Source organism: Streptococcus sp. 'group B' (genome assembly GCF_002073795.1).
GTDB classification, from domain to species: Bacteria; Bacillota; Bacilli; order Lactobacillales; family Streptococcaceae; genus Streptococcus; species Streptococcus agalactiae.
On record NZ_CP020432.1, the window covers coordinates 1,079,780 to 1,102,985 of the forward strand.

Here is a 23,206-nt window from a genome sequence, read left to right on the forward strand (position 1 = left end):
AAAGACAGCTCTTGTTAGAGTTGCCTTTTTTTGTCTTTAAAAATAACAAATTTGCTCAAGATGTAGTTGAGTAAAATAATTAATATTTGAGATACAAGGCTTTCAATGGTGTTGATTTTATTTAAATTGTGCTGAACGAATTGTCCGATAATAGAAGGAAATTGATCAACAAAAATAACAGCTAATATCAAATCTAATCCTAATGTGCCTAATCTAGCGATGACAAATGTTTGTAAGCGTTGAAACTGTCCAATTTTAGTTTGTTTAAAAACAAATCGATCATTTGTAAAAAAAGCAAAAAGTATAGCTATTATGTTAGCAACTATTGCAGAGAATGGAGCGTCCTGCGAGAAATTAAAAATCCCTTGTCGAATAACTAAATAAAGAAGGGATGTTAATAGTCCGAACAGTAAATATAAGCTGACTTCATTTTGAATACTTTTTTTCAGTAACGATTTTAATTTAACCATATTTTTATTATATCACGGATGCTTCAAAGTGATGAGGAAATCTCCCATAAGCTTGGCTTTACTTTTTGTTTGTGATATACTTAGTAAGTTGTTTTACACAACCCTTGATGCTTAGTTCCCTTTCATCAAGCATATTACAAACGTTAGAAGTGTTAACTGTCTAAACGTTAAAGGAGAAATTATGAACACATTTACAACTCGCGATTACGCTCACATGGCTATTGTAACAGCTATCTATATCGTTTTAACCATAACGCCACCTTTTAATGCTATTGCTTATGGTGCTTATCAATTCCGTGTTTCAGAAATGCTAAATTTCTTGGCCTTTTATCACCGAAAATACCTTTTTGCGGTAACGTTAGGATGTATGATTTCTAATCTTTATAGTTTTGGAATGATTGATGTCTTTGTAGGTGGTGGTTCAACTTTACTTTTTGTTTATCTTGGAACCATTTTATTCAAGCAATATCAAAAAGATTATCTATTTAATGGCCTTATTAACAAAGCATTCTTTTTCTTTTCTTTCTTCTTTGCTGCTTCAATGATTACGGTAGCAGTTGAATTGAAAATTGTAGCAGGATTACCTTTATTATTAACATGGTTAACGACAGCTGTTGGTGAATTGACTTCACTTTTGGTTGGAGCAGTCCTTGTGGATAAGTTGAGTAGACACGTCGATTTTACAAAATAAATATATTATAAAGCGCGAGACATTGATCTCGGCTTTTTTGTTTGGTTTTATAGTTAGCATAGCTAGAAAATGCTGCAACTTTTATGAGAAATGCTCCAATTTTTATTAATATCCTTAGTCTTTGTGATAAAATAGAAATATGGAAAATCGTATGAATGAATTAGTATCTTTGTTGAATCAGTACGCAAAAGAGTATTATACACAAGATAATCCCACAGTTTCTGACAGTCAATATGACCAGTTATATCGAGAGTTAGTAGAATTAGAAGAGCAACATCCAGAAAACATTTTGCCAAATAGTCCCACACATCGAGTGGGTGGTTTAGTTTTAGAAGGCTTTGAAAAATACCAACATGAATATCCTTTGTATTCATTGCAGGATGCTTTCTCAAAAGAAGAATTGATAGCCTTTGATAAACGTGTTAAAGCAGAGTTTCCAACTGCTTCTTATATGGCAGAGCTGAAAATTGATGGTCTATCTGTCTCGTTGACTTATGTAAATGGTATTTTACAGGTTGGGGCAACACGTGGTGATGGCAATATTGGAGAAAATATTACTGAAAATTTAAAGCGTGTTCATGATATTCCTCTACATTTAGACCAAAGTTTAGATATTACTGTTCGCGGAGAGTGCTACCTTCCCAAAGAATCTTTTGAAGCTATTAACATAGAAAAACGTGCAAATGGTGAGCAGGAATTTGCTAATCCTAGGAATGCAGCAGCAGGAACCTTGCGCCAATTAAACACAGGGATTGTTGCGAAACGTAAATTAGCAACTTTTCTTTATCAAGAAGCTAGCCCTACGCAAAAAGAAACACAAGATGATGTTTTAAAAGAGCTAGAAAGCTATGGCTTTTCAGTCAATCATCATCGTTTAATTAGCTCTTCTATGGAGAAAATTTGGGATTTTATCCAAACTATAGAAAAAGATAGAATTTCCCTCCCTTATGATATCGATGGTATTGTTATTAAGGTTAATAGCTTAGCAATGCAAGAAGAGTTGGGCTTCACTGTAAAGGCACCTCGTTGGGCGATTGCATATAAATTCCCTGCTGAAGAAAAGGAAGCAGAAATATTATCTGTTGATTGGACAGTTGGGCGAACAGGAGTTGTAACACCAACAGCTAACCTAACTCCAGTTCAACTAGCAGGGACAACCGTTAGTAGGGCCACTCTGCATAATGTAGATTATATTGCCGAAAAAGATATCCGTATTGGAGATACTGTTGTTGTATACAAAGCAGGGGATATCATCCCTGCAGTCTTAAATGTCGTTATGAGTAAGCGAAACCAGCAAGAAGTCATGCTTATTCCTAAACTATGTCCTTCTTGTGGTAGTGAATTAGTTCATTTTGAAGATGAGGTGGCTTTACGTTGTATTAATCCGCTGTGCCCCAACCAAATCAAAGAACGTTTAGCTCATTTTGCTAGCCGGGATGCTATGAATATTACAGGTTTTGGTCCATCCTTAGTCGAAAAATTATTTGATGCTCATTTAATAGCAGATGTTGCAGATATTTATCGTTTAAGTATAGAGGATTTATTAACTTTAGATGGTATTAAAGAGAAATCTGCAACTAAGATTTATCATGCAATCCAATCTTCAAAAGAAAATTCTGCTGAAAAACTTCTTTTTGGCCTAGGTATTCGTCATGTGGGAAGCAAGGCGAGCCGCCTTTTATTGGAGGAATTTGGTAATTTGAGGCAACTAAGTCAAGCAAGTCAAGAAAGTATTGCCTCAATTGATGGACTAGGAGGGGTTATTGCCAAATCACTTCATACGTTCTTTGAAAAAGAAGAGGTAGATAAACTACTAGAGGAATTAACTTCCTATAACGTTAATTTTAATTATCTAGGAAAACGAGTTAGTACAGATGCACAACTTTCAGGTTTAACAGTCGTTTTAACCGGAAAACTTGAAAAGATGACTCGTAATGAAGCAAAAGAGAAATTACAAAACCTTGGTGCTAAGGTGACAGGTAGCGTTTCTAAAAAGACTGATTTAATTGTTGCAGGAAGCGATGCAGGAAGTAAACTAACCAAGGCTCAAGATTTAGGGATTACAATACAAGATGAAGACTGGTTACTCAACCTTTAAGTGAGGAAGAAATGAAGAAACAAAAAAAAGCGCGTTTAATTTATAACCCAACTTCTGGTCAAGAAATTATGAAAAAAAATGTAGCGGAAGTTCTTGATATACTTGAAGGATTTGGGTATGAAACATCAGCCTTTCAAACAACGCCAACTAAAAATTCTGCCAGAGATGAAGCTGCTAGAGCTGCTCAAGCTGGTTTTGATTTGATTGTTGCAGCAGGTGGAGATGGTACTATTAATGAAGTTGTTAATGGTATTGCTCCTTTGAAACGTCGTCCTAAGATGGCAATTATTCCAACTGGAACAACTAATGATTTTGCTCGTGCCTTAAAAATACCGCGAGGTAATCCTATTGAAGCAACTAAATTAATTGGTAAAAATCAAATCGTTAAGATGGACATTGGTCAAGCTCAAGAGGACAATTATTTTATTAATATTGCAGCTGCAGGTAGTTTGACAGAGTTAACTTATAGTGTACCAAGTCAATTGAAAACAACGTTTGGCTATCTTGCTTATCTAGCAAAAGGTGTTGAATTATTACCTCGAGTTCGAAAAGTACCAGTCAAAATTACTCACGATAAGGGTGAATTTATCGGTGATGCTTCAATGATTTTTGTTGCCATCACAAATTCTGTAGGAGGGTTTGAACAAATTGCACCTGATGCCAAATTGGATGATGGGAAATTTACCCTTATTTTAGTAAAAACTGCAAATCTTATTGAGATTATGCATCTCATTCGTTTGGTGCTAGCAGGTGGAAAACATATTAATGATAAACGAGTAGAGTATATTAAAACGTCTTATCTAACTATCGAACCCCTATCAGACGAGCGTATGATGATTAACTTAGATGGAGAATATGGAGGAGATGCTCCCATTACTCTAGCAAACCTTAAAAATCATATTAGGTTCTTTGCTAATACTGATGAAATTTCGGATGATGCTTTAGTTTTAGATAAAGATGAATTAGCGATAGAAGCTATTGCACAGAAGTTTGCTAATGAGGTAAATGATTTAGAAGGATTAGGAGATTGATGAATGGATAATACTGTCATTGTACATTACCATAGCCGAAAGAAAAATTACTTTAATTTAAGTTTATGGCAGTGGCGCGATGGCTCAGAGGGTCAAGATGCTCATTTTTCACGGTTTGACAGTTTCGGTGCTGTTGCGATACTAAAATATCCCTTGCCATATTTTTTAAGCCATTATTATGTGATTGTTAAGGATAAAAATTGGCATCATAAAACAATAGATTATCGCATTGATTGTACTAAAGGTGGTGCACGTAAAGAAGTTTGGATTGTAGATGGGGATGACAATCTGTATTATTCTCGTCAAGCAGCAGTTAGTAGCCATCATTATAGTAGACGCCAACCTCATGCCTACGATATGGCAATCAATAGTAGAGCGTTTGATAAAAAATGGGGATTTGATGGTTGGTTAGGTTTTGAATATTCAGAAACTAAAACGGCTTTTAGATTGTGGGCCCCTACTGCGGAACGTGTAGAACTGATTTTATATCATTCGACAGATGAAACAGCAAGTGTATCAAAAGTTCTTTCTATGAAAAGAGGGACAGCCGTCAATTATAAAAATCATAAAGAAAACACCCATGGCGTCTGGTTTACTGAACTTGAAGGAAACTATAATTACCAAGCATATACTTATCGAGTCTACTATAGACGACGTACCTTTAAAATTACGAGAGACCCTTATTCCATTGCAACGACTGCAAATGGTAAAAGGTCTATTGTTATTGCTCCAGAAGCATTAACTCCGGAAGGGTTTAAAATAAGTCATGGAAAAGAAGCTAAGTGGCGGCTCGAAAACCCCAATCAAGCAGTCATTTACGAAATGCATGTGCGTGATTTTTCGATATCTGAGACTTCAGGAGTTAAGACAGATTATCAAGGAAAATTTAAGGGATTGCATCAAAAAGATACAGTTAATCAGCATGGTGATAAAACGACCTTTGATTATGTGCAAGACTTAGGAGTTAACTATATCCAACTTCAACCAATTTTCGATCATCATCAGACGTTTGATGATGATGGTCACTATGCTTATAATTGGGGATATGATCCTGAAAACTACAACGTTCCAGAAGCAAGCTTCTCTAGTAATCCACATGAACCTGCAACGCGTATTTTAGAATTAAAATCTGCTATCCAAGCGTACCATGATGCAGGCATTGGTGTTATTATGGATGTTGTCTATAATCATACTTTTTCATCAACTGATTCTGCATTTCAACTAACGGTTCCAGATTATTATTATCGAATGAATCACAATGGAACATTTCAAAATGGTTCAGGCTGTGGTAATGAAACAGCTAGTGAAAAAGAAATGTGTCGTAAGTATATTCTTGATTCAGTTTTGTATTGGGTGAAAGAATATAATATCGATGGTTTTCGATTTGATTTGATGGGACTACATGATGTAGAAACGATGAACATTATAAGAAATGAGCTAAATAAAATCGACCCTCGTATTTTGGTTTATGGAGAAGGATGGGACATGGGAGCTGGTCTCACGCCTCAAAATAAAGCTAAAAAAGATAATGCTTATCAGATGCCTGGAATTGGCTTTTTCAATGATGATGTAAGAGACGCTGTCAAAGGTGCGGAAATTTACGGAGAATTTAAAAAAGGCTTAGTTTCTGGAAACAGTACAGAAGATATTGTTGCAAAAGGCATTTTAGGAAGTGATGAGTTAGTATCATACATTGATCCTAGTCAAGTTTTAAATTATGTTGAAGCACATGACAACTACAACTTAAATGATTTGCTATGGGAATTACATCCTAATGACAACGAGAAACAACATATTTACCGAGTTGAAGTAGCTAGTGCTATGAATCTATTGATGCAAGGGATGGCTTTCATGCAATTAGGTCAGGAGTTTCTTCGAACAAAGTGTTATCCTACAGGTGATAAAGGTCAACTTACTCAAGCAGATAAAGAAAGAGCTATGAATTCTTACAATGCCCCAGACCAAGTTAATCAGGTCAACTGGGATAATGTTACCTTTCATAAGAGTACTATTAATTTTATTAGGAAAATAATTACTTTGAAGACAAACTCTCCTTACTTTTCTTACTCTAGCTTTGAAGAGATTCGCAAACATGTTTTTGTAGAGTCTGCTCAATACCATTCAGGTTTCATAAGTTTTACAGTCGAAGAACATAAGAAAATAAAAATAATTTTCAATATTAAAGGAAAACGCTTGCAGGATCCTTTCATAGGTGATATAATAATATCAAATCATGAAGAAGGAAAAGCGATAGATTCATTAGATGATGAGCTTTCTGTAATGATCCTTGATATCACAAAATAACCTGAAAACATTCAGGTTATTTTTGTGTATATTAAGGAATTTGATTTGAATTTGAGTTTCTTATATTTTAGTTAATTTTTCGGAAATATAGAGGGTGAAATATTTTCAGATGCGTCTGTATGAGGAAAATGCATTCCTCTTTTTTTGTACCATTGAGGAAATATTTTTGTCTTATATTGACTAGTAGACCTGTGAGGTGAGTAGATGTCCAATAAAGATGAGTTATATACTTTTGGAATAGGTGAAAATTTTCATCTCCAGAATTATTTAGGCGTACATAGCGAAAATGGAAGCTTTTGTTTCAGAGTTTGGGCTCCTAATGCTGAAAATGTTCAAGTTATTGGAGATTTTACAGATTGGCGAAATCGACCTCTCCAAATGAACAAAATTCAAGCAGGAGTTTGGGAAGCTAACAGTTTGGATGCGCGCGAAGGTGATTTATATAAATATTTGGTTACTCGTAAAGGTGGTCAAGTAGTTGAGAAAATCGATCCTATGGCAGTTTATATGGAAAGACGTCCTGGAACTGCAAGTGTTATTAAAGTTCTTAGAAATAAAAAGTGGGAAGATGGTCTTTGGATGGGAAGGCGCAAACGTCTGGGTTTTCAGAAGCGTCCAATTAATATTTACGAAGTTCATGCTGGTTCATGGAAAAAAGATGATTTTGGACATCCTATGACTTTTTCTCAGTTAAAAGATTACTTAATCCCCTACCTTGTTGAGATGAATTATACTCATGTTGAATTTATGCCCTTAATGGCACATCCGCTTGATATGAGTTGGGGATATCAATTAATGGGGTATTTTGCTTTTGAACATACCTATGGTACTCCAGAAGAATTTCAAGACTTTGTAGAAGCATGTCATAAAAATAATATAGGAGTTCTTGTAGATTGGGTTCCAGGACACTTTATTCAGAATGACGATGCTTTAGCCTATTTCGATGGAACTGCTACTTATGAGTATCAAAATCATGATCGTGCGCATAACTATCGATGGGGAGCTCTGAACTTTGATTTAGGAAAAAATCAAGTACAATCCTTTTTGATTTCGAGTGCCTTGTTCTGGATTGAACATTATCATATTGATGGTATTCGTGTTGATGCGGTTAGTAATATGTTATATCTCGATTATGATGAAGGACCATGGGAAGCTAACCAATTTGGGGATAATCGTAATTTGGAAGGATATCACTTTTTAAGGAAACTTAACAAAGTAATTAAAGAGCGTCATCCTAATGTTATGATGATTGCTGAAGAGTCAACAGCTTCTACCCCAATAACTAAAGACTTAGAGTCTGGAGGATTGGGTTTTGACTTTAAATGGAATATGGGCTGGATGAATGATATCCTGCGTTTTTATGAAGAAGATCCTCTCTATAGGCAATATGATTTTAATTTAGTGACTTTTAGTTTTATGTATATATTCAATGAGAACTTTGTACTAGCTTTTTCACATGATGAAGTAGTACATGGTAAAAAGAGTATGATGCATAAAATGTGGGGTGACCGTTATAATCAATTTGCTGGTTTACGTAATTTATATGCATATCAAATGTGTCATCCTGGGAAAAAACTTCTCTTTATGGGAAGTGAGTTTGGTCAATTTTTAGAATGGAAATATAATGATCAACTAGAATGGGAAAACTTAAATGATGATATGAACCAAAAGATGCAACGCTATACTAAACAATTGAATCAATTTTATAAAGATCATAAGTGCCTATGGCGTATTGATGATTCCTTTGACGGGCTAGAAATTATTGATGCGGATAATAAATCTGAAACTGTTTTATCTTTTATACGAAAAGATGATAAAGGCGATTTGTTACTTTGTGTCTTTAATATGACTCCTGTAGAACGCCCTAACTTTACTATTGGTGTTCCGCAAGCGGGTATTTATGAAGAAGTTTTAAATACTGAAATGGAAGAGTTTGGAGGTGTTTGGAAAAACCACAATCCTGTAACGAAAACACAAGTGGCTACATGGAAAGATTATGATCATACTTTAAGTTTTACATTACCAGCCCTTGGGGCAAGTGTTTGGAGAATAAAACGTCGGCTTCGTAAATAAGTCTGCAATTTAGTAACCTCATTTTGAAAGGAAAGAATAATATGAAAAATGAAATGTTAGCACTCATTTTCGTCGGAGGACAAGGCACTCGACTCGGAAAATTGACTCAGAGCATTGCGAAACCTGCTGTTCAATTTGGAGGTCGTTACCGTATTATTGACTTTGCGCTTTCAAATTGTGCGAATTCAGGTATTAATAATGTTGGAGTTATTACTCAGTATCAACCGCTGGAACTCAATACTCATATTGGAAACGGATCTAGCTGGGGACTAGATGGTATCGATTCGGGAGTAACTGTATTACAGCCATATTCTGCAACAGAAGGTAATCGCTGGTTTCAAGGTACCAGCCACGCTATCTATCAAAATATTGACTACATTGATCGTATTAATCCAGAATATGTACTCATTCTCTCTGGGGACCACATCTATAAAATGGACTATGATGACATGCTACAGACGCATAAAGATAATTTAGCAAGCCTAACAGTCGCTGTTTTAGATGTTCCTTTAAAAGAAGCAAGCCGTTTTGGAATTATGAATACTGATTCAAACGACCGTATTGTCGAATTTGAAGAAAAACCTGAACATCCTAAGTCAACAAAAGCTTCAATGGGAATATACATTTTTGACTGGAAGAGATTACGGACAGTTTTAATTGATGGTGAAAAGAACGGCATAGACATGTCAGACTTTGGTAAAAATGTTATACCAGCATACCTTGAATCGGGTGAACGTGTTTATACCTATAATTTTGATGGGTATTGGAAAGATGTTGGTACTATTGAATCCCTTTGGGAAGCTAATATGGAATATATTGGAGAAGATAACAAATTACATAGTCGTGATCGTTCATGGAAAATCTATTCTAAAAATTTGATTGCACCACCTAATTTCATGACAGAAGATGCAAATGTTAAAGATTCTTTAGTTGTAGATGGATGCTTTGTTGCAGGAAATGTTGAGCACTCCATTTTATCAACTAATGTCCAGGTAAAACCAAATGCTATTATTAAAGACTCCTTTGTTATGAGTGGCGCGACTATCGGTGAAGGTGCAAAGATAAATCGAGCTATTATCGGTGAGGATGCTGTTATTGGTGATGGTGTTGTGATTGATGGAAGTAAAGAAGTAGAAGTTATTGGTTATAAAGAAGTAGCGGGGGTTCCAAATGAAGATTGATAAATATACTGCGATTTTAGGAAATACTGTTAGTTACCCAGATATGCACAGTTTGACGGATAATCGTCCGCTTGCTTCTCTACCTTTTGATGGTAAGTATCGTTTAATTGATTTTCAATTATCCTCTTTAGCTAATGCAGGCGTTAGAAGTATTTATGGTATTTTTCGTGGGAATAATGTTCGCTCTGTTTTTGACCATATTAGAAGTGGTCGTGAGTGGGGCTTAGGTACACTGTTGAGTCACTATTCTTTAGGATTCTATGATACAGACGATGATACTCGTACAGTCAATGGGGATTATTACGATTAAATTTTAACTTACTTGAGGCGTTCGGGTAGCGACCAGACGATATATATGAGTTGTGATATGCTTTGTAATATTGACTTAAGTCAAGTAATCCACTTGCATAATGCAAATGGTGTGCAAGCCACCGTGGTTTATAAAAAAATGCCGAGATCAGCTATTGCAGAGGCTAATCAAGTCTTGACCATTGATGAATCTGATCATGTAGTGAGTCTAGGTAAAGCTGTAGATAATGACGATAACCAAAAAATGTCTGCTGAGATTTATGTTATCGATACACCTTGGTTAATCGAAAAAATGGAAGAGGAAGCTCAAAATAATGAACCACGTAAACTCCGCTTCTTACTTCGTGATTTAATTGTTGAAAGTAATGCTTTGGCTTTTGAATACACTGGTTATTTGTCAAACATTTCTTCTATTAAATCCTATTATGATGCTAACATGGACATGTTAACACCAAATAAATTTTATTCGCTCTTCTTTTCAAACCAAAAAGTTTATACTAAGGTGAAAAATGAGGAAGCTACTTATTTTGATAAACAATCAAATGTCTCTAATTCGCAACTAGCCTATGGAAGTATTATTAAAGGTTATTTAGACCATTCTATCGTTTCTAGAAATTGTCTCCTTGAAAAAGGGACTCGAGTAGTCAATAGTATTATCTTTCCAAAAGTAAAAATCGGAGAAGGGGCAACCATTGAAAATACTATTATTGACAAATGCGTTAAGGTTGCATCCGGAGTTACATTGAAAGGTAGTTTAGATAAACCGTTAGTGATTCCTAAATTTTCAGAGATTAATGAGGATATTATACAATGAAAATAATGTTTGTTGCGGCAGAGGGTGCTCCCTTTGCTAAAACAGGTGGTTTGGGAGATGTGATTGGCGCACTCCCAAAATCACTTAGTAAAAAAGGTCATGATGTCGCTGTTGTCATGCCATATTATGATATGGTAGACCAAAAATTTGGAGACCAAATAGAAAACCTCATGTATTTCTATACAGATGTTGGCTGGCGTCATCAATATGTAGGAGTTAAGAGACTTTCTCAAGATAATGTTACGTTCTACTTTATTGATAATCAATATTATTTTTATAGAGGTCATGTCTATGGTGATTGGGATGATGGGGAGCGTTTTGCTTATTTCCAATTAGCTGCTTTAGAGTTGATGGAGAAAATAGATTTTATTCCCGATGTCTTACACGTCCATGATTATCATACAGCAATGATTCCTTTCTTATTGAAAGAGAAGTACCACTGGATTCAGGCCTATAATAATATAAGAGCAGTTTTTACTATTCACAATATTGAATTTCAAGGGCAGTTTGGTCCAGAAATGTTAGGAGATTTATTTGGAGTTGGCGCTGAGAGATATGAAGATGGAACTCTTAGATGGAATAATTGTCTTAATTGGATGAAAGCAGCAATTCTTTACTCAGATAGAGTGACAACGGTATCACCAAGCTACGCAAATGAAATAAAAACTCCAGAATTTGGTAAAGGTTTAGACCAAATTATGCGTATGGAAGCAGGTAAATTATCTGGAATCGTAAATGGTATTGACAGCGATTTGTTAAATCCAGAAACAGATGCTTTTTTGCCATATCATTTTTCAAAAAGCAACTTAGAGGGCAAAATTAAAAATAAGTTGGCTTTACAGGAAAATTTGGGCTTGCCTCAAGATAAAAATGTACCATTAATTGGTATTGTTTCACGACTTACCGATCAAAAAGGATTTGATATTATTGCTTCTGAATTGGACAATATGCTTCAACAAGATATTCAAATGGTTATTTTAGGAACAGGCTATCACCATTTTGAAGAAACGTTCTCTTATTTTGCTAGTCGTTACCCTGAAAAACTATCTGCTAATATTACTTTTGACTTAGGATTAGCGCAACAGATTTATGCGGCTTCAGATATCTTCATGATGCCAAGTGCTTTTGAACCTTGTGGTCTCTCGCAGATGATGGCTATGAGATATGGTAGCTTACCCTTGGTACATGAAGTTGGAGGATTAAAAGATACTGTGGTAGCCTTCAATCAATTTGATGGTAGTGGTACAGGTTTTTCATTTAATCATTTTTCAGGCTATTGGTTAATGCAAACTCTAAAACTAGCATTAGAAGTTTATAATGATTATCCTGAAGCGTGGAAAAAGTTACAATGGCAAGCTATGTCAAAAGATTTTTCATGGGATACAGCATGTGTTGCTTACGAACAACTGTATCAGCAACTACAATAATCACTTTATTTTAGTGATTAGTTGATAAGCTTATCGAATCTCTATGCTAAACGTTTCTTATGTAAAACCACTTTAGTATAGAGATTTTATTATCTTATAAGGTAAAATATTATTAATGTAAAGAGACACTATATCAAAAATAAAGTGTTGTCATATCTTAATAAGGGATTAAATTAAAGCTAAAAAAACTAAAAATTGTTATTTGAAAAGGATTGTGTAAACCATCTCAAACTATTTCATGAAAACGTAATCAAATGAGGAAATTCATTGACATGCACAAGAAATAGGAATAAAATAACGGAGTAAATATTTTTTAAAGGAGAATTCTATTATGAATTTAGCTATTTTAGCACTTGGTTTCGCCGTGATGGGTGTTTCAATCGGTGAAGGAATTTTGGTTGCAAATATTGCCAAATCAGCGGCTCGTCAGCCTGAAATGTTTAGCAAACTGCAAACATTGATGTTTACAGGTGTGGCCTTCATTGAAGGTACCTTCTTCGTTCTATTTGCGTTTACATTCTTAGTAAGATAGACGACAATTTAGAAAAAAGGAGGGATGAGGATTGGAATCTACAAGTAATCCAACCGTATCTTTTTTAGGCATCGATTTTGATTTAACCATCCTAGCTATGTCTCTCTTGACAATTACTATTATCTTTATCTTAGTCTTCTGGGCTAGTCGTAAGATGACAATAAAACCAAAAGGTAAGCAGAATGTCTTAGAATATGTCTATGAGCTTGTTAATAATACAATCTCACAAAATTTAGGACATTATACTAAAAATTATAGTTTATTGATGTTTATTTTATTCAGTTTTGTCTTCATTGCTAACAACTTAGGATTGATGACATCATTGAAAACACATGAGCATAATTTTTGGACATCTCCGACCGCTAATTTTGGTGTAGATATTACATTATCATTATTAGTAGCATTTATTTGTCATATTGAAGGTATTCGCAAAAAAGGAATTGGTGGTTATCTCAAAGGTTTCTTATCACCAACACCAGCAATGCTTCCGATGAATTTATTGGAAGAAGTTACTAATGTTGCTTCATTAGCATTGCGTCTTTTTGGTAATATCTTTTCTGGTGAAGTTGTCACTGGATTACTTTTACAACTTGCAGTTTTATCACCATTTACAGGTCCACTAGCTTTTGCATTGAATATCGTTTGGACAGCATTTTCAATGTTTATTGGTTTCATCCAAGCGTATGTGTTCATTATCTTGAGCTCAAGTTATATTGGACACAAAGTTCATGGTGACGAAGAAGAATAAGAAAAGAGAGGAGAAATATGTCAATACTTATTAATAGTACAACGATTGGTGATATCATTATCGTATCTGGCTCTGTGCTTCTCTTATTTATCTTAATTAAGACTTTTGCATGGAAACAAATCACAGGTATTTTTGAAGCCCGTGAACAAAAGATAGCTAATGATATTGATACTGCTGAACAGGCACGTCAACAAGCTGAAGCTTTTGCAACTAAGCGTGAGGAAGAACTATCTAACGCTAAAACTGAAGCTAATCAAATCATTGATAATGCTAAAGAGACAGGTCTTGCAAAAGGTGATCAAATTATTTCAGAAGCAAAAACTGAAGCTGATCGATTAAAAGAAAAAGCACATCAAGATATTGCCCAAAATAAGGCAGAAGCACTAGCAGATGTTAAGGGTGAAGTAGCAGATTTAACAGTTTTATTAGCTGAAAAAATTATGGTATCAAATCTTGATAAAGAAGCTCAGAGTAATCTCATTGATAGCTATATTAAAAAGCTAGGAGATGCCTAATGAATAAAAAGACGCAGGCTCTAATTGAGCAATATTCAAAAAGCCTTGTTGAAGTTGCCATTGAACATAAAATTGTTGAAGAAATCCAACAAGAAGTAGCAGCTTTAATTGATATTTTTGAAACAAGCGAGCTTGAGGGTGTCCTGTCAAGTCTTGCCGTTTCACATGATGAAAAACAACATTTTGTGAAGACATTGCAAACATCATGTTCAACTTATCTTGTTAATTTCCTTGAGGTTATTGTACAAAATGAACGTGAAGCACTTCTATATCCTATTTTGAAATCAGTTGATCAGGAACTTATCAAAGTGAATGGTCAATATCCAATTCAAATTACAACTGCAGTTGCTTTGTCTCCAGAACAAAAAGAACGTCTTTTTGATATTGCTAAAACTAAATTAGCTTTACCAAATGGACAGTTAGTTGAGCACATTGACCCATCTATTGTTGGTGGATTTGTTGTCAATGCAAACAATAAAGTAATTGATGCAAGTGTTCGTAATCAATTACATCAATTTAAAATGAAATTAAAATAGAAAGTGGTGTGACTTTTGGCAATTAATGCACAAGAAATTAGCGCTTTAATTAAAAAGCAAATTGAAGACTTCCAGCCAAATTTTGACGTCACAGAAACTGGTATTGTTACATATATCGGTGATGGTATTGCTCGTGCTCGTGGGCTAGATAATGCTATGAGTGGAGAACTTCTTGAATTTTCAAATGGTGCGTACGGTATGGCTCAAAACCTTGAGTCTAATGACGTGGGTATCATTATTTTGGGTGATTTCTCAGAAATTCGTGAAGGTGATGTGGTAAAACGTACTGGTAAAATTATGGAAGTACCAGTAGGGGAAGCTATGATTGGACGTGTCGTCAATCCGCTTGGTCAACCAGTTGATGGACTAGGTGAAATTGAGACGACAGCAACACGCCCAGTTGAAACACCAGCACCTGGTGTTATGCAACGTAAATCAGTTTTTGAGCCTCTTCAAACAGGTCTCAAAGCGATTGATGCTTTGGTTCCTATCGGACGTGGGCAACGCGAATTGATTATCGGTGACCGCCAAACTGGTAAGACGTCTGTAGCGATTGATGCAATCTTGAATCAAAAAGGTCAAGATATGATCTGTATCTATGTGGCTATCGGTCAAAAAGAGTCTACAGTACGTACACAAGTTGAAACTTTGCGTAAATATGGTGCCCTTGATTACACAATCGTTGTGACAGCTTCAGCATCACAACCATCTCCATTACTTTTCATTGCTCCATATGCAGGAGTAGCAATGGCTGAGGAATTCATGTATAACGGGAAACACGTTTTGATTGTTTATGATGATTTATCAAAACAAGCCGTAGCTTATCGTGAACTTTCGCTTCTTCTTCGCCGTCCTCCAGGTCGCGAAGCTTACCCAGGGGATGTTTTCTATCTTCATAGTCGTCTTTTGGAACGTTCAGCTAAAGTATCAGATGCTTTAGGTGGAGGTTCGATTACAGCGCTTCCGTTCATTGAAACACAAGCAGGTGATATCTCAGCATATATTGCTACAAACGTTATTTCAATTACTGACGGCCAAATTTTCTTGCAAGAAAATCTCTTTAACTCAGGTATTCGTCCGGCGATTGATGCAGGTTCATCAGTATCTCGTGTTGGTGGTGCAGCGCAAATTAAAGCGATGAAGAGAGTTGCAGGTACGCTTCGTCTAGATCTTGCTTCTTATCGCGAACTTGAGGCATTCACTCAATTTGGTTCAGACCTTGATGCAGCAACACAAGCAAAACTAAATCGTGGTCGTCGCACAGTGGAAGTGTTAAAACAACCATTACACAAACCATTGCCAGTTGAGAAACAAGTTGTGATTTTATATGCTCTAACACATGGATTCCTTGATGATGTACCTGTAAATGATATTTTAGCTTTTGAAGAAGCTTTGTATGATTACTTTGATGCTCATTATGATAATCTCTTCGAAACAATCCGCACAACAAAAGATTTACCAGAAGAAGCAGAATTAGATGCTGCTATTCAAGCATTTAAAGATCAATCACAATTTAAATAATAGGAGGGTTCTAATATGGCAGGCTCTCTTAGTGAAATTAAAGACAAGATTCTTTCTACAGAAAAAACAAGTAAGATTACTAGTGCGATGCAGATGGTTTCATCTGCCAAGTTGGTTAAATCTGAACAAGCTGCTAGAGATTTTCAAGTGTATGCCTCTAAAATTCGTCAAATTACTACTAACCTCTTGAAGTCAGACTTAGTATCTGGATCAGATAACCCTATGTTAGCTTCACGTCCGGTGAAGAAGACAGGTTATATTGTTATTACTTCTGATAAGGGTTTAGTTGGTGGTTACAATTCAAAAATCTTAAAAGCGATGATGGACACTATAACTGACTATCATACTGAGAATGATGATTATGCCATTATTTCAATTGGTAGTGTTGGTTCTGATTTTTTCAAAGCACGTGGAATGAATGTTTCTTTCGAATTACGTGGTTTAGAGGACCAACCAAGTTTTGATCAAGTTGGTAAAATTATTGCTCAAGCAGTTGAAATGTACAAAAATGAGTTGTTCGATGAATTATATGTTTGCTACAATCACCATGTTAACAGTTTAACTAGCCAAGTCAGAATGCAACAAATGCTTCCTATCAAAGAATTGGATGCAGAAGAGGCTTCTGAGGATAGAGTGATTACTGGTTTTGAACTTGAGCCAAACCGTGAAGTTATATTGGAGCAATTATTGCCTCAATATACTGAGAGTTTGATTTATGGAGCTATTATTGATGCTAAAACAGCAGAGCATGCGGCTGGTATGACAGCTATGCAGACTGCAACCGATAATGCTAAAAATGTTATCAATGATTTAACTATTCAATATAACCGTGCTCGTCAAGCAGCTATCACACAGGAAATTACAGAAATTGTTGCAGGTGCTAATGCACTTGAATAATTAATTAGTCTATAGAAAAAATAGTGAACAAAGGTATTTTAAATCCTTTGTATCATATGATAAGGAGAAATACATGAGCTCAGGCAAAATTGCTCAGGTAGTTGGACCTGTCGTTGACGTTGTATTTGCAAGTGGCGACAAACTTCCTGAGATTAATAATGCATTGATTGTCTATAAAAATGGCGATAAGTCACAAAAAGTAGTACTTGAAGTTGCTCTTGAACTTGGTGACGGCCTCGTTCGTACAATAGCTATGGAATCAACTGATGGGCTTACACGTGGTTTGGAAGTATTAGATACTGGTCGCGCAATTAGTGTGCCGGTTGGTAAGGATACTTTGGGTCGTGTCTTCAACGTTCTTGGAGATGCTATTGACCTTGAAGAGCCTTTTGCAGAAGATGCAGAACGTCAACCAATCCATAAAAAAGCACCATCGTTTGATGAATTATCAACATCATCAGAAATCTTAGAAACAGGTATTAAAGTTATTGACTTATTAGCACCTTACTTAAAAGGTGGTAAAGTCGGGCTTTTCGGTGGTGCGGGTGTTGGTAAAACCGTTCTTATTCAAGAATTAATCCACAACATCGCCCAAGAACATGGTGGTATTTCAGTATTTACTGGTGTAGGAGAACGTACTCGTGAAGGGAATGACCTTTATTGGGAAATGAAAGAATCTGGCGTTATTGAAAAAACGGCTATGGTCTTTGGTCAAATGAATGAACCACCAGGAGCACGTATGCGTGTGGCACTTACTGGTCTTACAATAGCTGAATACTTCCGTGATGTAGAAGGACAAGATGTGCTTCTCTTCATTGATAATATCTTCCGTTTCACACAAGCGGGGTCAGAAGTGTCAGCGCTTTTAGGTCGTATGCCTTCAGCCGTTGGTTATCAACCAACACTTGCTACAGAAATGGGACAATTACAAGAGCGTATCACTTCAACTAAAAAAGGTTCTGTTACATCAATCCAAGCTATTTATGTGCCAGCAGATGACTATACTGACCCTGCGCCAGCTACAGCCTTTGCTCACTTAGATTCAACAACTAACCTTGAACGTAAATTGACACAAATGGGGATTTATCCAGCCGTTGACCCATTAGCTTCAAGTTCTCGTGCACTCACACCAGAAATCGTTGGAGATGAGCACTATGAAGTTGCAACAGAAGTACAGCGTGTTCTTCAACGTTACCGTGAGTTACAAGATATCATTGCGATTTTAGGTATGGATGAATTATCAGATGAGGAAAAAACGTTAGTTGGACGTGCACGTCGTATCCAATTCTTCCTTTCTCAAAACTTCAATGTTGCAGAAACATTTACTGGTCAACCAGGTTCATATGTTCCGGTTGAAGAAACTGTTCGCGGATTCAAAGAAATCCTAGATGGTAAACATGATCAAATTCCAGAAGATGCCTTCCGTATGGTTGGTGGTATTGAGGATGTTATCGCAAAAGCAGAAAAAATGAACTATTAATGAGGTGATGCTATGGCACAATTGACTGTTCAAGTAGTAACATCAGATGGTATTAGATATGACCATCACGCTAGTCTCATTACTGTTAGAACGCCAGATGGTGAAATGGGAATTTTACCAGGTCACATAAATTTGATTGCTCCCCTTATTGTTCATCAGATGAAGATTAATCGTTCTCATCAAGAAGGTGTAGACTGGGTAGCTGTTAATGGTGGTATAATTGAAGTTAATGAGGATCAGGTGACAATTGTTGCGGATTCAGCAGAACGAGCACGTGATATAGACCTTAACCGTGCAGAACGGGCTAAGGAACGCGCTGAGCGTGCATTAGAAAAAGCTCAAACAACTCAGAATATTGATGAGATGCGTAGAGCTGAGGTTGCTCTTCGTCGCGCAATTAACCGTATTAGCGTCGGTAAAAAGTAGAAAAATGGTCTAATTAGTTTTGTGACTAATTAGGCTTTTTTAGTGTATAATAGAAGGCATGAATATGATATTAAATATAGTAACTATAGTTAGTAATTTTATTTTTATTGCCCTTTTTTATCAACTTTTTGTAGATTTATTTGACTGGTCTAAAATGATTAAAATGTCCCCTCAAAACATCTCAAAATTAAAAGTTTTTATTTTGTTGATAAGTATAGTTGGTGGCTATGTGGTTAGTCATTTTTTATTGGAAGTGATTCAGTTGTGTCAATCAATCTTTTGGGCTCTCCAATAAAGGAAATATTAGCTGAACTATGATATAATCAACTTACTATTGTTATAAGAATGGAGATTCAAATGGATAAAATTATTGTGGAAGGTGGGCAAACGCGGCTTCAAGGTCAAGTTGTTATTGAAGGAGCTAAAAATGCAGTTTTACCTCTTTTAGCAGCCACAATTTTACCAAGCCAAGGGAAAACATTATTGACCAATGTTCCTATCTTGTCTGATGTATTTACAATGAACAATGTTGTTCGTGGTTTAGATATTCAAGTTGACTTTAATTGCGATAAAAAAGAAATCTTAGTGGATGCCTCAGGTGATATTTTAGATGTTGCACCTTATGAATTTGTTAGTCAAATGAGAGCTTCTATTGTTGTTTTGGGACCTATTTTAGCTAGAAATGGCCATGCTAAGGTTTCAATGCCAGGCGGTTGTACAATTGGTAGCCGACCAATTGACCTTCATCTTAAAGGTTTAGAAGCTATGGGAGCTACGATTACACAAAATGGTGGTGATATTACTGCCCAAGCTGAAAAGCTTAAGGGGGCTAATATATACATGGATTTTCCCTCAGTCGGTGCCACTCAAAACTTGATGATGGCTGCTACACTTGCTTCAGGCACAACAACGATAGAGAATGCTGCACGTGAACCAGAAATTGTAGACCTTGCGCAGTTACTAAATAAAATGGGAGCTAAAGTCAAGGGTGCTGGTACGGAAACATTAACGATCATTGGTGTTGATGCTTTACATGGTACAGAACATGATGTTGTCCAAGATCGTATTGAAGCTGGAACCTTTATGGTGGCAGCTGCTATGACTTCTGGAAATGTTCTAGTAAAGGATGCTATTTGGGAACATAACCGTCCTTTAATCTCTAAATTGATGGAGATGGGTGTTGAAGTGTCAGAGGAAGAAGATGGTATTCGTGTAAAAGCTGATACTAAAAAATTGAAGCCAGTGACTGTGAAAACACTCCCTCATCCAGGATTTCCTACTGATATGCAAGCTCAATTTACAGCTCTAATGGCAGTAGTTAATGGCGAATCAACTATGATTGAGACAGTTTTTGAAAATCGTTTTCAACATTTGGAAGAAATGCGTCGCATGGGATTACAAACGGAAATTTTACGAGATACTGCAATGATTCATGGTGGGAGAGCCTTACAAGGTGCACCGGTCATGTCTACTGACTTACGAGCTAGTGCAGCTTTAATCTTGGCAGGAATGGTTGCGCAAGGGCAAACAGTAGTTGGCCAATTAACCCATTTAGACCGTGGTTATTATCAATTCCATGAAAAATTAGCGGCTCTTGGTGCTAATATTAAACGTGTAAGTGAGGCGTAATATGGCATCTAGTGGTTGGAAATATGTACTAAAACAAATCGGTCTAATAGTATTAGTCATACTGTTAGCCTTGCTGTTTTTAGCGGTTGGATTGATGTTGGGTTATAGTGTTTTTGGTGACGGAGAGCATGCTTACTCTATTTTATCGCTGGATAAATGGCAAAATATTATTGGAAAATTTTTAGGAAAATAGAAAGAGCCACTATAAGTTATTTGATGCTTATAGTGGTTTCCTTTGAGAGTTAATTTTAGCAGTAGAATAATACAATGACAAAAAAACAAAAACAAATAACAGCTTCGATTGTAACTTTGCTTTTTTCATTACTGGCAATAGGGTTAGGTGAAAGTAAATCTTTGCCTAATGATCACATTTTAAAACAGGTGACAGATTTAATTATTAGTAATGAATCTGGCAAAAATACTTCCCTTAAAAATATATCAGGAACCCCTAGTAGAGAGTTATCTGAATCTGTTTTGACTAGCAATGTTAAAAAACAATTGGGAACAAATATAGCTTGGAACCAGTCAGGTGCTTTTATCATTAATCAAAATAAAACAGATTTGAATGCTAAAGTGTCAAGTGCACCATATGCTATTAATGAAATAAAGAAGGTTAATAACCAAATTGTTCCAACTAAAGCAAATGCCTTATTAACAAAAGCAACTCGTCAATATCGAAATCGAGAAGAAACAGGGAATGGTAGAACTTATTGGAAACCAGCTGGATGGCATCAGATAAATGGATTAAAAGGGAGCTATAACCACGCTGTGGACAGAGGCCATTTAATTGGTTATGCTTTAGTAGGGAGTTTAAGAGGATTTGATGCCTCCACAAGTAATCCTGAAAATATTGCCACACAAGCAGCTTGGGCAAACCAAGCTAATAGCAACCAATCAACAGGGCAAAATTATTATGAAACTTTAGTTCGTAAAGCATTGGATCGTCATAAAACTGTTAGGTATCGTGTGACTTTAATTTATGACAGAGATAATCTTTTATCTTCGGGATCACATATTGAGGCTAAATCTTCAGATGGAAGTTTAGAATTTAATGTTTTTATTCCTAATGTACAATCGGGATTATTATTTGATTATGCAACAGGAAAAGTGAAGCAGACAAAGTAATCTTTATCTAATAGTGCTTGTTAAAGACTGAAAAATTTGATAAAATAGTCCTTAATTGAATAGAGGTCTGTGAGACTAGTAAACCAAGGGAAGCTGCTTAGGGAGTTCAGCCGTGACTGCAAGCTGAATCAGTGAAAGAGGGTGGAATTCACTCACAAATAGGACTATAATTAAGGTCTGATTGGTCGATCAGATAGAAAACGGATGGTACCGCGTGTCAACGCTCCGATTAAGGGGGAGTGGCACGCTTTTTTTGTTTTCAAAGCTACTTATTTTGACTTGGAGGAAAGATGGATTTACAAAAACAATTAGAAGAGTTGAAAATATCAACTCAAGAAAAGCTTAAAGAAATGACTGGGAACCACACTAAAGAATTACAAGACTTACGTGTACAAGTTTTAGGAAAAAAAGGTTCTCTAACAGAATTACTAAAAGGTCTGAAAGATTTATCTAATGATTTACGACCAGTTGTTGGAAAACAAGTCAATGAAGTACGTGATATTTTAACAAAAGCGTTTGAGGAACAAGCTAAAGTAGTGGAAGCTGCGAAGATTCAAGCACAGTTAGAGTCTGAGAGTGTCGACGTTACCTTGCCTGGTCGTCAAATGACATTAGGTCACCGTCATGTCTTAACACAAACTAGCGAAGAGATTGAAGATATCTTTTTAGGTATGGGATTCCAAGTGGTTGATGGTTTTGAAGTTGAGAAAGACTACTATAATTTTGAACGAATGAATTTACCAAAAGATCATCCAGCCCGTGATATGCAAGATACTTTTTATATTACAGAAGAAATCTTGCTACGTACTCATACTTCGCCTGTTCAAGCACGAACAATGGACCAACATGATTTTTCTAAAGGGCCTTTAAAAATGATTTCTCCTGGACGTGTTTTCCGTCGTGATACTGATGATGCTACTCATAGCCATCAATTCCATCAAATTGAAGGCTTAGTTGTTGGAGAAAATATTTCAATGGGCGATCTCAAAGGAACACTTCAACTGATTTCTCAAAAAATGTTTGGAGCAGAGCGTAAAATCCGACTTCGTCCTTCATATTTCCCATTCACAGAACCTTCAGTTGAAGTTGATGTCTCTTGCTTCAAGTGCGGAGGTAAGGGATGTAATGTCTGCAAACAGACAGGTTGGATTGAGATATTGGGTGCTGGTATGGTTCACCCAAGTGTTTTGGAAATGTCTGGTATTGATTCTGAGAAATACTCCGGTTTTGCCTTTGGCTTAGGTCAAGAACGTATTGCAATGTTACGCTACGGTATCAATGACATTCGTGGCTTCTATCAAGGTGATGTTCGCTTCACAGATCAATTTTAAGATTTTAGATAGCAAGTAGCATCATTGGTGTGATGATAAATTTATGTTAACGCTATTACCTTACTCAA

21 protein-coding genes, 1 pseudogene and 1 riboswitch are annotated in these 23,206 nt (G+C 36.0%); of the genes and pseudogenes, 21 read left to right on the forward strand and 1 reads right to left on the reverse strand.

Going from position 1 to position 23,206, the window contains the following annotated elements; genetic code table 11:
• Nucleotides 1–14 precede the first annotated feature (14 nt).
• Nucleotides 15–470: a GtrA family protein gene (locus A6J68_RS05895; RefSeq protein ID WP_000239848.1), complete on the reverse strand. Its 456-nt coding sequence runs from the start codon at nt 468–470 to the stop codon at nt 15–17.
• A gap of 70 nt (nt 471–540) precedes the next feature.
• Nucleotides 541–654, forward strand: a riboswitch (PreQ1 riboswitch).
• On the opposite strand from A6J68_RS05895, the gene A6J68_RS05900 reads away from it, so the two are divergent.
• The 21 genes and pseudogenes from A6J68_RS05900 (at nt 652) to pheS (ending at nt 23,138) form a co-directional block, all read left to right on the forward strand.
• On the forward strand, nt 652–1,161 hold the full coding sequence (locus A6J68_RS05900) for a QueT transporter family protein (RefSeq protein ID WP_001091615.1): 510 nt from the start codon (nt 652–654) through the stop codon (nt 1,159–1,161). Its footprint overlaps the riboswitch before it by 3 nt.
• Before the next feature lie 139 nt (nt 1,162–1,300).
• A complete protein-coding gene (gene ligA, locus A6J68_RS05905; RefSeq protein ID WP_001873803.1) occupies nt 1,301–3,259 on the forward strand; it encodes an NAD-dependent DNA ligase LigA in 1,959 nt (652 codons plus the stop codon).
• A gap of 11 nt (nt 3,260–3,270) precedes the next feature.
• Nucleotides 3,271–4,290, forward strand: a complete 1,020-nt coding sequence (locus tag A6J68_RS05910) for a diacylglycerol kinase family lipid kinase (protein ID WP_000744289.1) — start codon at nt 3,271–3,273, stop codon at nt 4,288–4,290.
• A gap of 3 nt (nt 4,291–4,293) precedes the next feature.
• Nucleotides 4,294–6,594, forward strand: a complete 2,301-nt coding sequence (gene pulA / locus A6J68_RS05915; protein ID WP_000370739.1) for a type I pullulanase — start codon at nt 4,294–4,296, stop codon at nt 6,592–6,594.
• A 204-nt stretch (nt 6,595–6,798) separates the two neighbouring features.
• On the forward strand, nt 6,799–8,667 hold the full coding sequence (gene glgB / locus A6J68_RS05920; protein WP_000066077.1) for a 1,4-alpha-glucan branching protein GlgB: 1,869 nt from the start codon (nt 6,799–6,801) through the stop codon (nt 8,665–8,667).
• A 41-nt stretch (nt 8,668–8,708) separates the two neighbouring features.
• The gene (locus A6J68_RS05925) at nt 8,709–9,848 is read left to right on the forward strand and encodes a glucose-1-phosphate adenylyltransferase (RefSeq protein WP_000787243.1); all 1,140 of its coding nucleotides are present in this window, start codon (nt 8,709–8,711) and stop codon (nt 9,846–9,848) included.
• Nucleotides 9,838–10,971 (forward strand): annotated as a pseudogene (gene glgD, locus A6J68_RS05930) (glucose-1-phosphate adenylyltransferase subunit GlgD). Before A6J68_RS05925 ends, glgD begins: the two are co-directional and overlap by 11 nt.
• The gene (gene glgA, locus A6J68_RS05935; protein WP_000699857.1) at nt 10,968–12,398 is read left to right on the forward strand and encodes a glycogen synthase GlgA; all 1,431 of its coding nucleotides are present in this window, start codon (nt 10,968–10,970) and stop codon (nt 12,396–12,398) included. The pseudogene glgD and the gene glgA overlap by 4 nt, the downstream one beginning before the upstream one ends.
• A gap of 331 nt (nt 12,399–12,729) precedes the next feature.
• The gene (locus A6J68_RS05940; protein ID WP_001046538.1) at nt 12,730–12,930 is read left to right on the forward strand and encodes a F0F1 ATP synthase subunit C; all 201 of its coding nucleotides are present in this window, start codon (nt 12,730–12,732) and stop codon (nt 12,928–12,930) included.
• A 31-nt stretch (nt 12,931–12,961) separates the two neighbouring features.
• On the forward strand, nt 12,962–13,678 hold the full coding sequence (atpB, locus tag A6J68_RS05945) for a F0F1 ATP synthase subunit A (protein ID WP_000446421.1): 717 nt from the start codon (nt 12,962–12,964) through the stop codon (nt 13,676–13,678).
• 17 nt (nt 13,679–13,695) lie between these two features.
• Nucleotides 13,696–14,193 (forward strand): F0F1 ATP synthase subunit B, encoded by a 498-nt coding sequence (gene atpF, locus A6J68_RS05950; protein ID WP_000025478.1) that lies wholly within the window; start codon nt 13,696–13,698, stop codon nt 14,191–14,193.
• Nucleotides 14,193–14,729: a F0F1 ATP synthase subunit delta gene (locus A6J68_RS05955; protein WP_001036757.1), complete on the forward strand. Its 537-nt coding sequence runs from the start codon at nt 14,193–14,195 to the stop codon at nt 14,727–14,729. The genes atpF and A6J68_RS05955 overlap by 1 nt, the downstream gene beginning before the upstream one ends.
• Before the next feature lie 15 nt (nt 14,730–14,744).
• Nucleotides 14,745–16,250 (forward strand): F0F1 ATP synthase subunit alpha, encoded by a 1,506-nt coding sequence (gene atpA, locus A6J68_RS05960; RefSeq protein ID WP_000996613.1) that lies wholly within the window; start codon nt 14,745–14,747, stop codon nt 16,248–16,250.
• A 15-nt stretch (nt 16,251–16,265) separates the two neighbouring features.
• Nucleotides 16,266–17,147 (forward strand): F0F1 ATP synthase subunit gamma, encoded by an 882-nt coding sequence (locus A6J68_RS05965; protein WP_000919083.1) that lies wholly within the window; start codon nt 16,266–16,268, stop codon nt 17,145–17,147.
• A 73-nt stretch (nt 17,148–17,220) separates the two neighbouring features.
• Nucleotides 17,221–18,627, forward strand: a complete 1,407-nt coding sequence (gene atpD, locus A6J68_RS05970) for a F0F1 ATP synthase subunit beta (RefSeq protein ID WP_000094375.1) — start codon at nt 17,221–17,223, stop codon at nt 18,625–18,627.
• A gap of 12 nt (nt 18,628–18,639) precedes the next feature.
• Complete coding sequence (locus tag A6J68_RS05975; protein WP_000068055.1) at nt 18,640–19,053, forward strand: F0F1 ATP synthase subunit epsilon; 414 nt, start codon at nt 18,640–18,642, stop codon at nt 19,051–19,053.
• A 64-nt stretch (nt 19,054–19,117) separates the two neighbouring features.
• Nucleotides 19,118–19,348 (forward strand): DUF1146 family protein, encoded by a 231-nt coding sequence (locus tag A6J68_RS05980; RefSeq protein WP_000602601.1) that lies wholly within the window; start codon nt 19,118–19,120, stop codon nt 19,346–19,348.
• Between the two features lie 62 nt (nt 19,349–19,410).
• Nucleotides 19,411–20,682 (forward strand): UDP-N-acetylglucosamine 1-carboxyvinyltransferase, encoded by a 1,272-nt coding sequence (gene murA / locus A6J68_RS05985; RefSeq protein ID WP_000357880.1) that lies wholly within the window; start codon nt 19,411–19,413, stop codon nt 20,680–20,682.
• A gap of 1 nt (nt 20,683) precedes the next feature.
• Nucleotides 20,684–20,875, forward strand: coding sequence for a DNA-directed RNA polymerase subunit beta (locus A6J68_RS05990; protein WP_000168511.1), 192 nt, complete (start codon nt 20,684–20,686; stop codon nt 20,873–20,875).
• A 74-nt stretch (nt 20,876–20,949) separates the two neighbouring features.
• A complete protein-coding gene (locus A6J68_RS05995) occupies nt 20,950–21,807 on the forward strand; it encodes a DNA/RNA non-specific endonuclease (RefSeq protein WP_070469378.1) in 858 nt (285 codons plus the stop codon).
• 290 nt (nt 21,808–22,097) lie between these two features.
• A complete protein-coding gene (gene pheS, locus A6J68_RS06000; RefSeq protein WP_000365655.1) occupies nt 22,098–23,138 on the forward strand; it encodes a phenylalanine--tRNA ligase subunit alpha in 1,041 nt (346 codons plus the stop codon).
• Nucleotides 23,139–23,206: the final 68 nt, after the last annotated feature.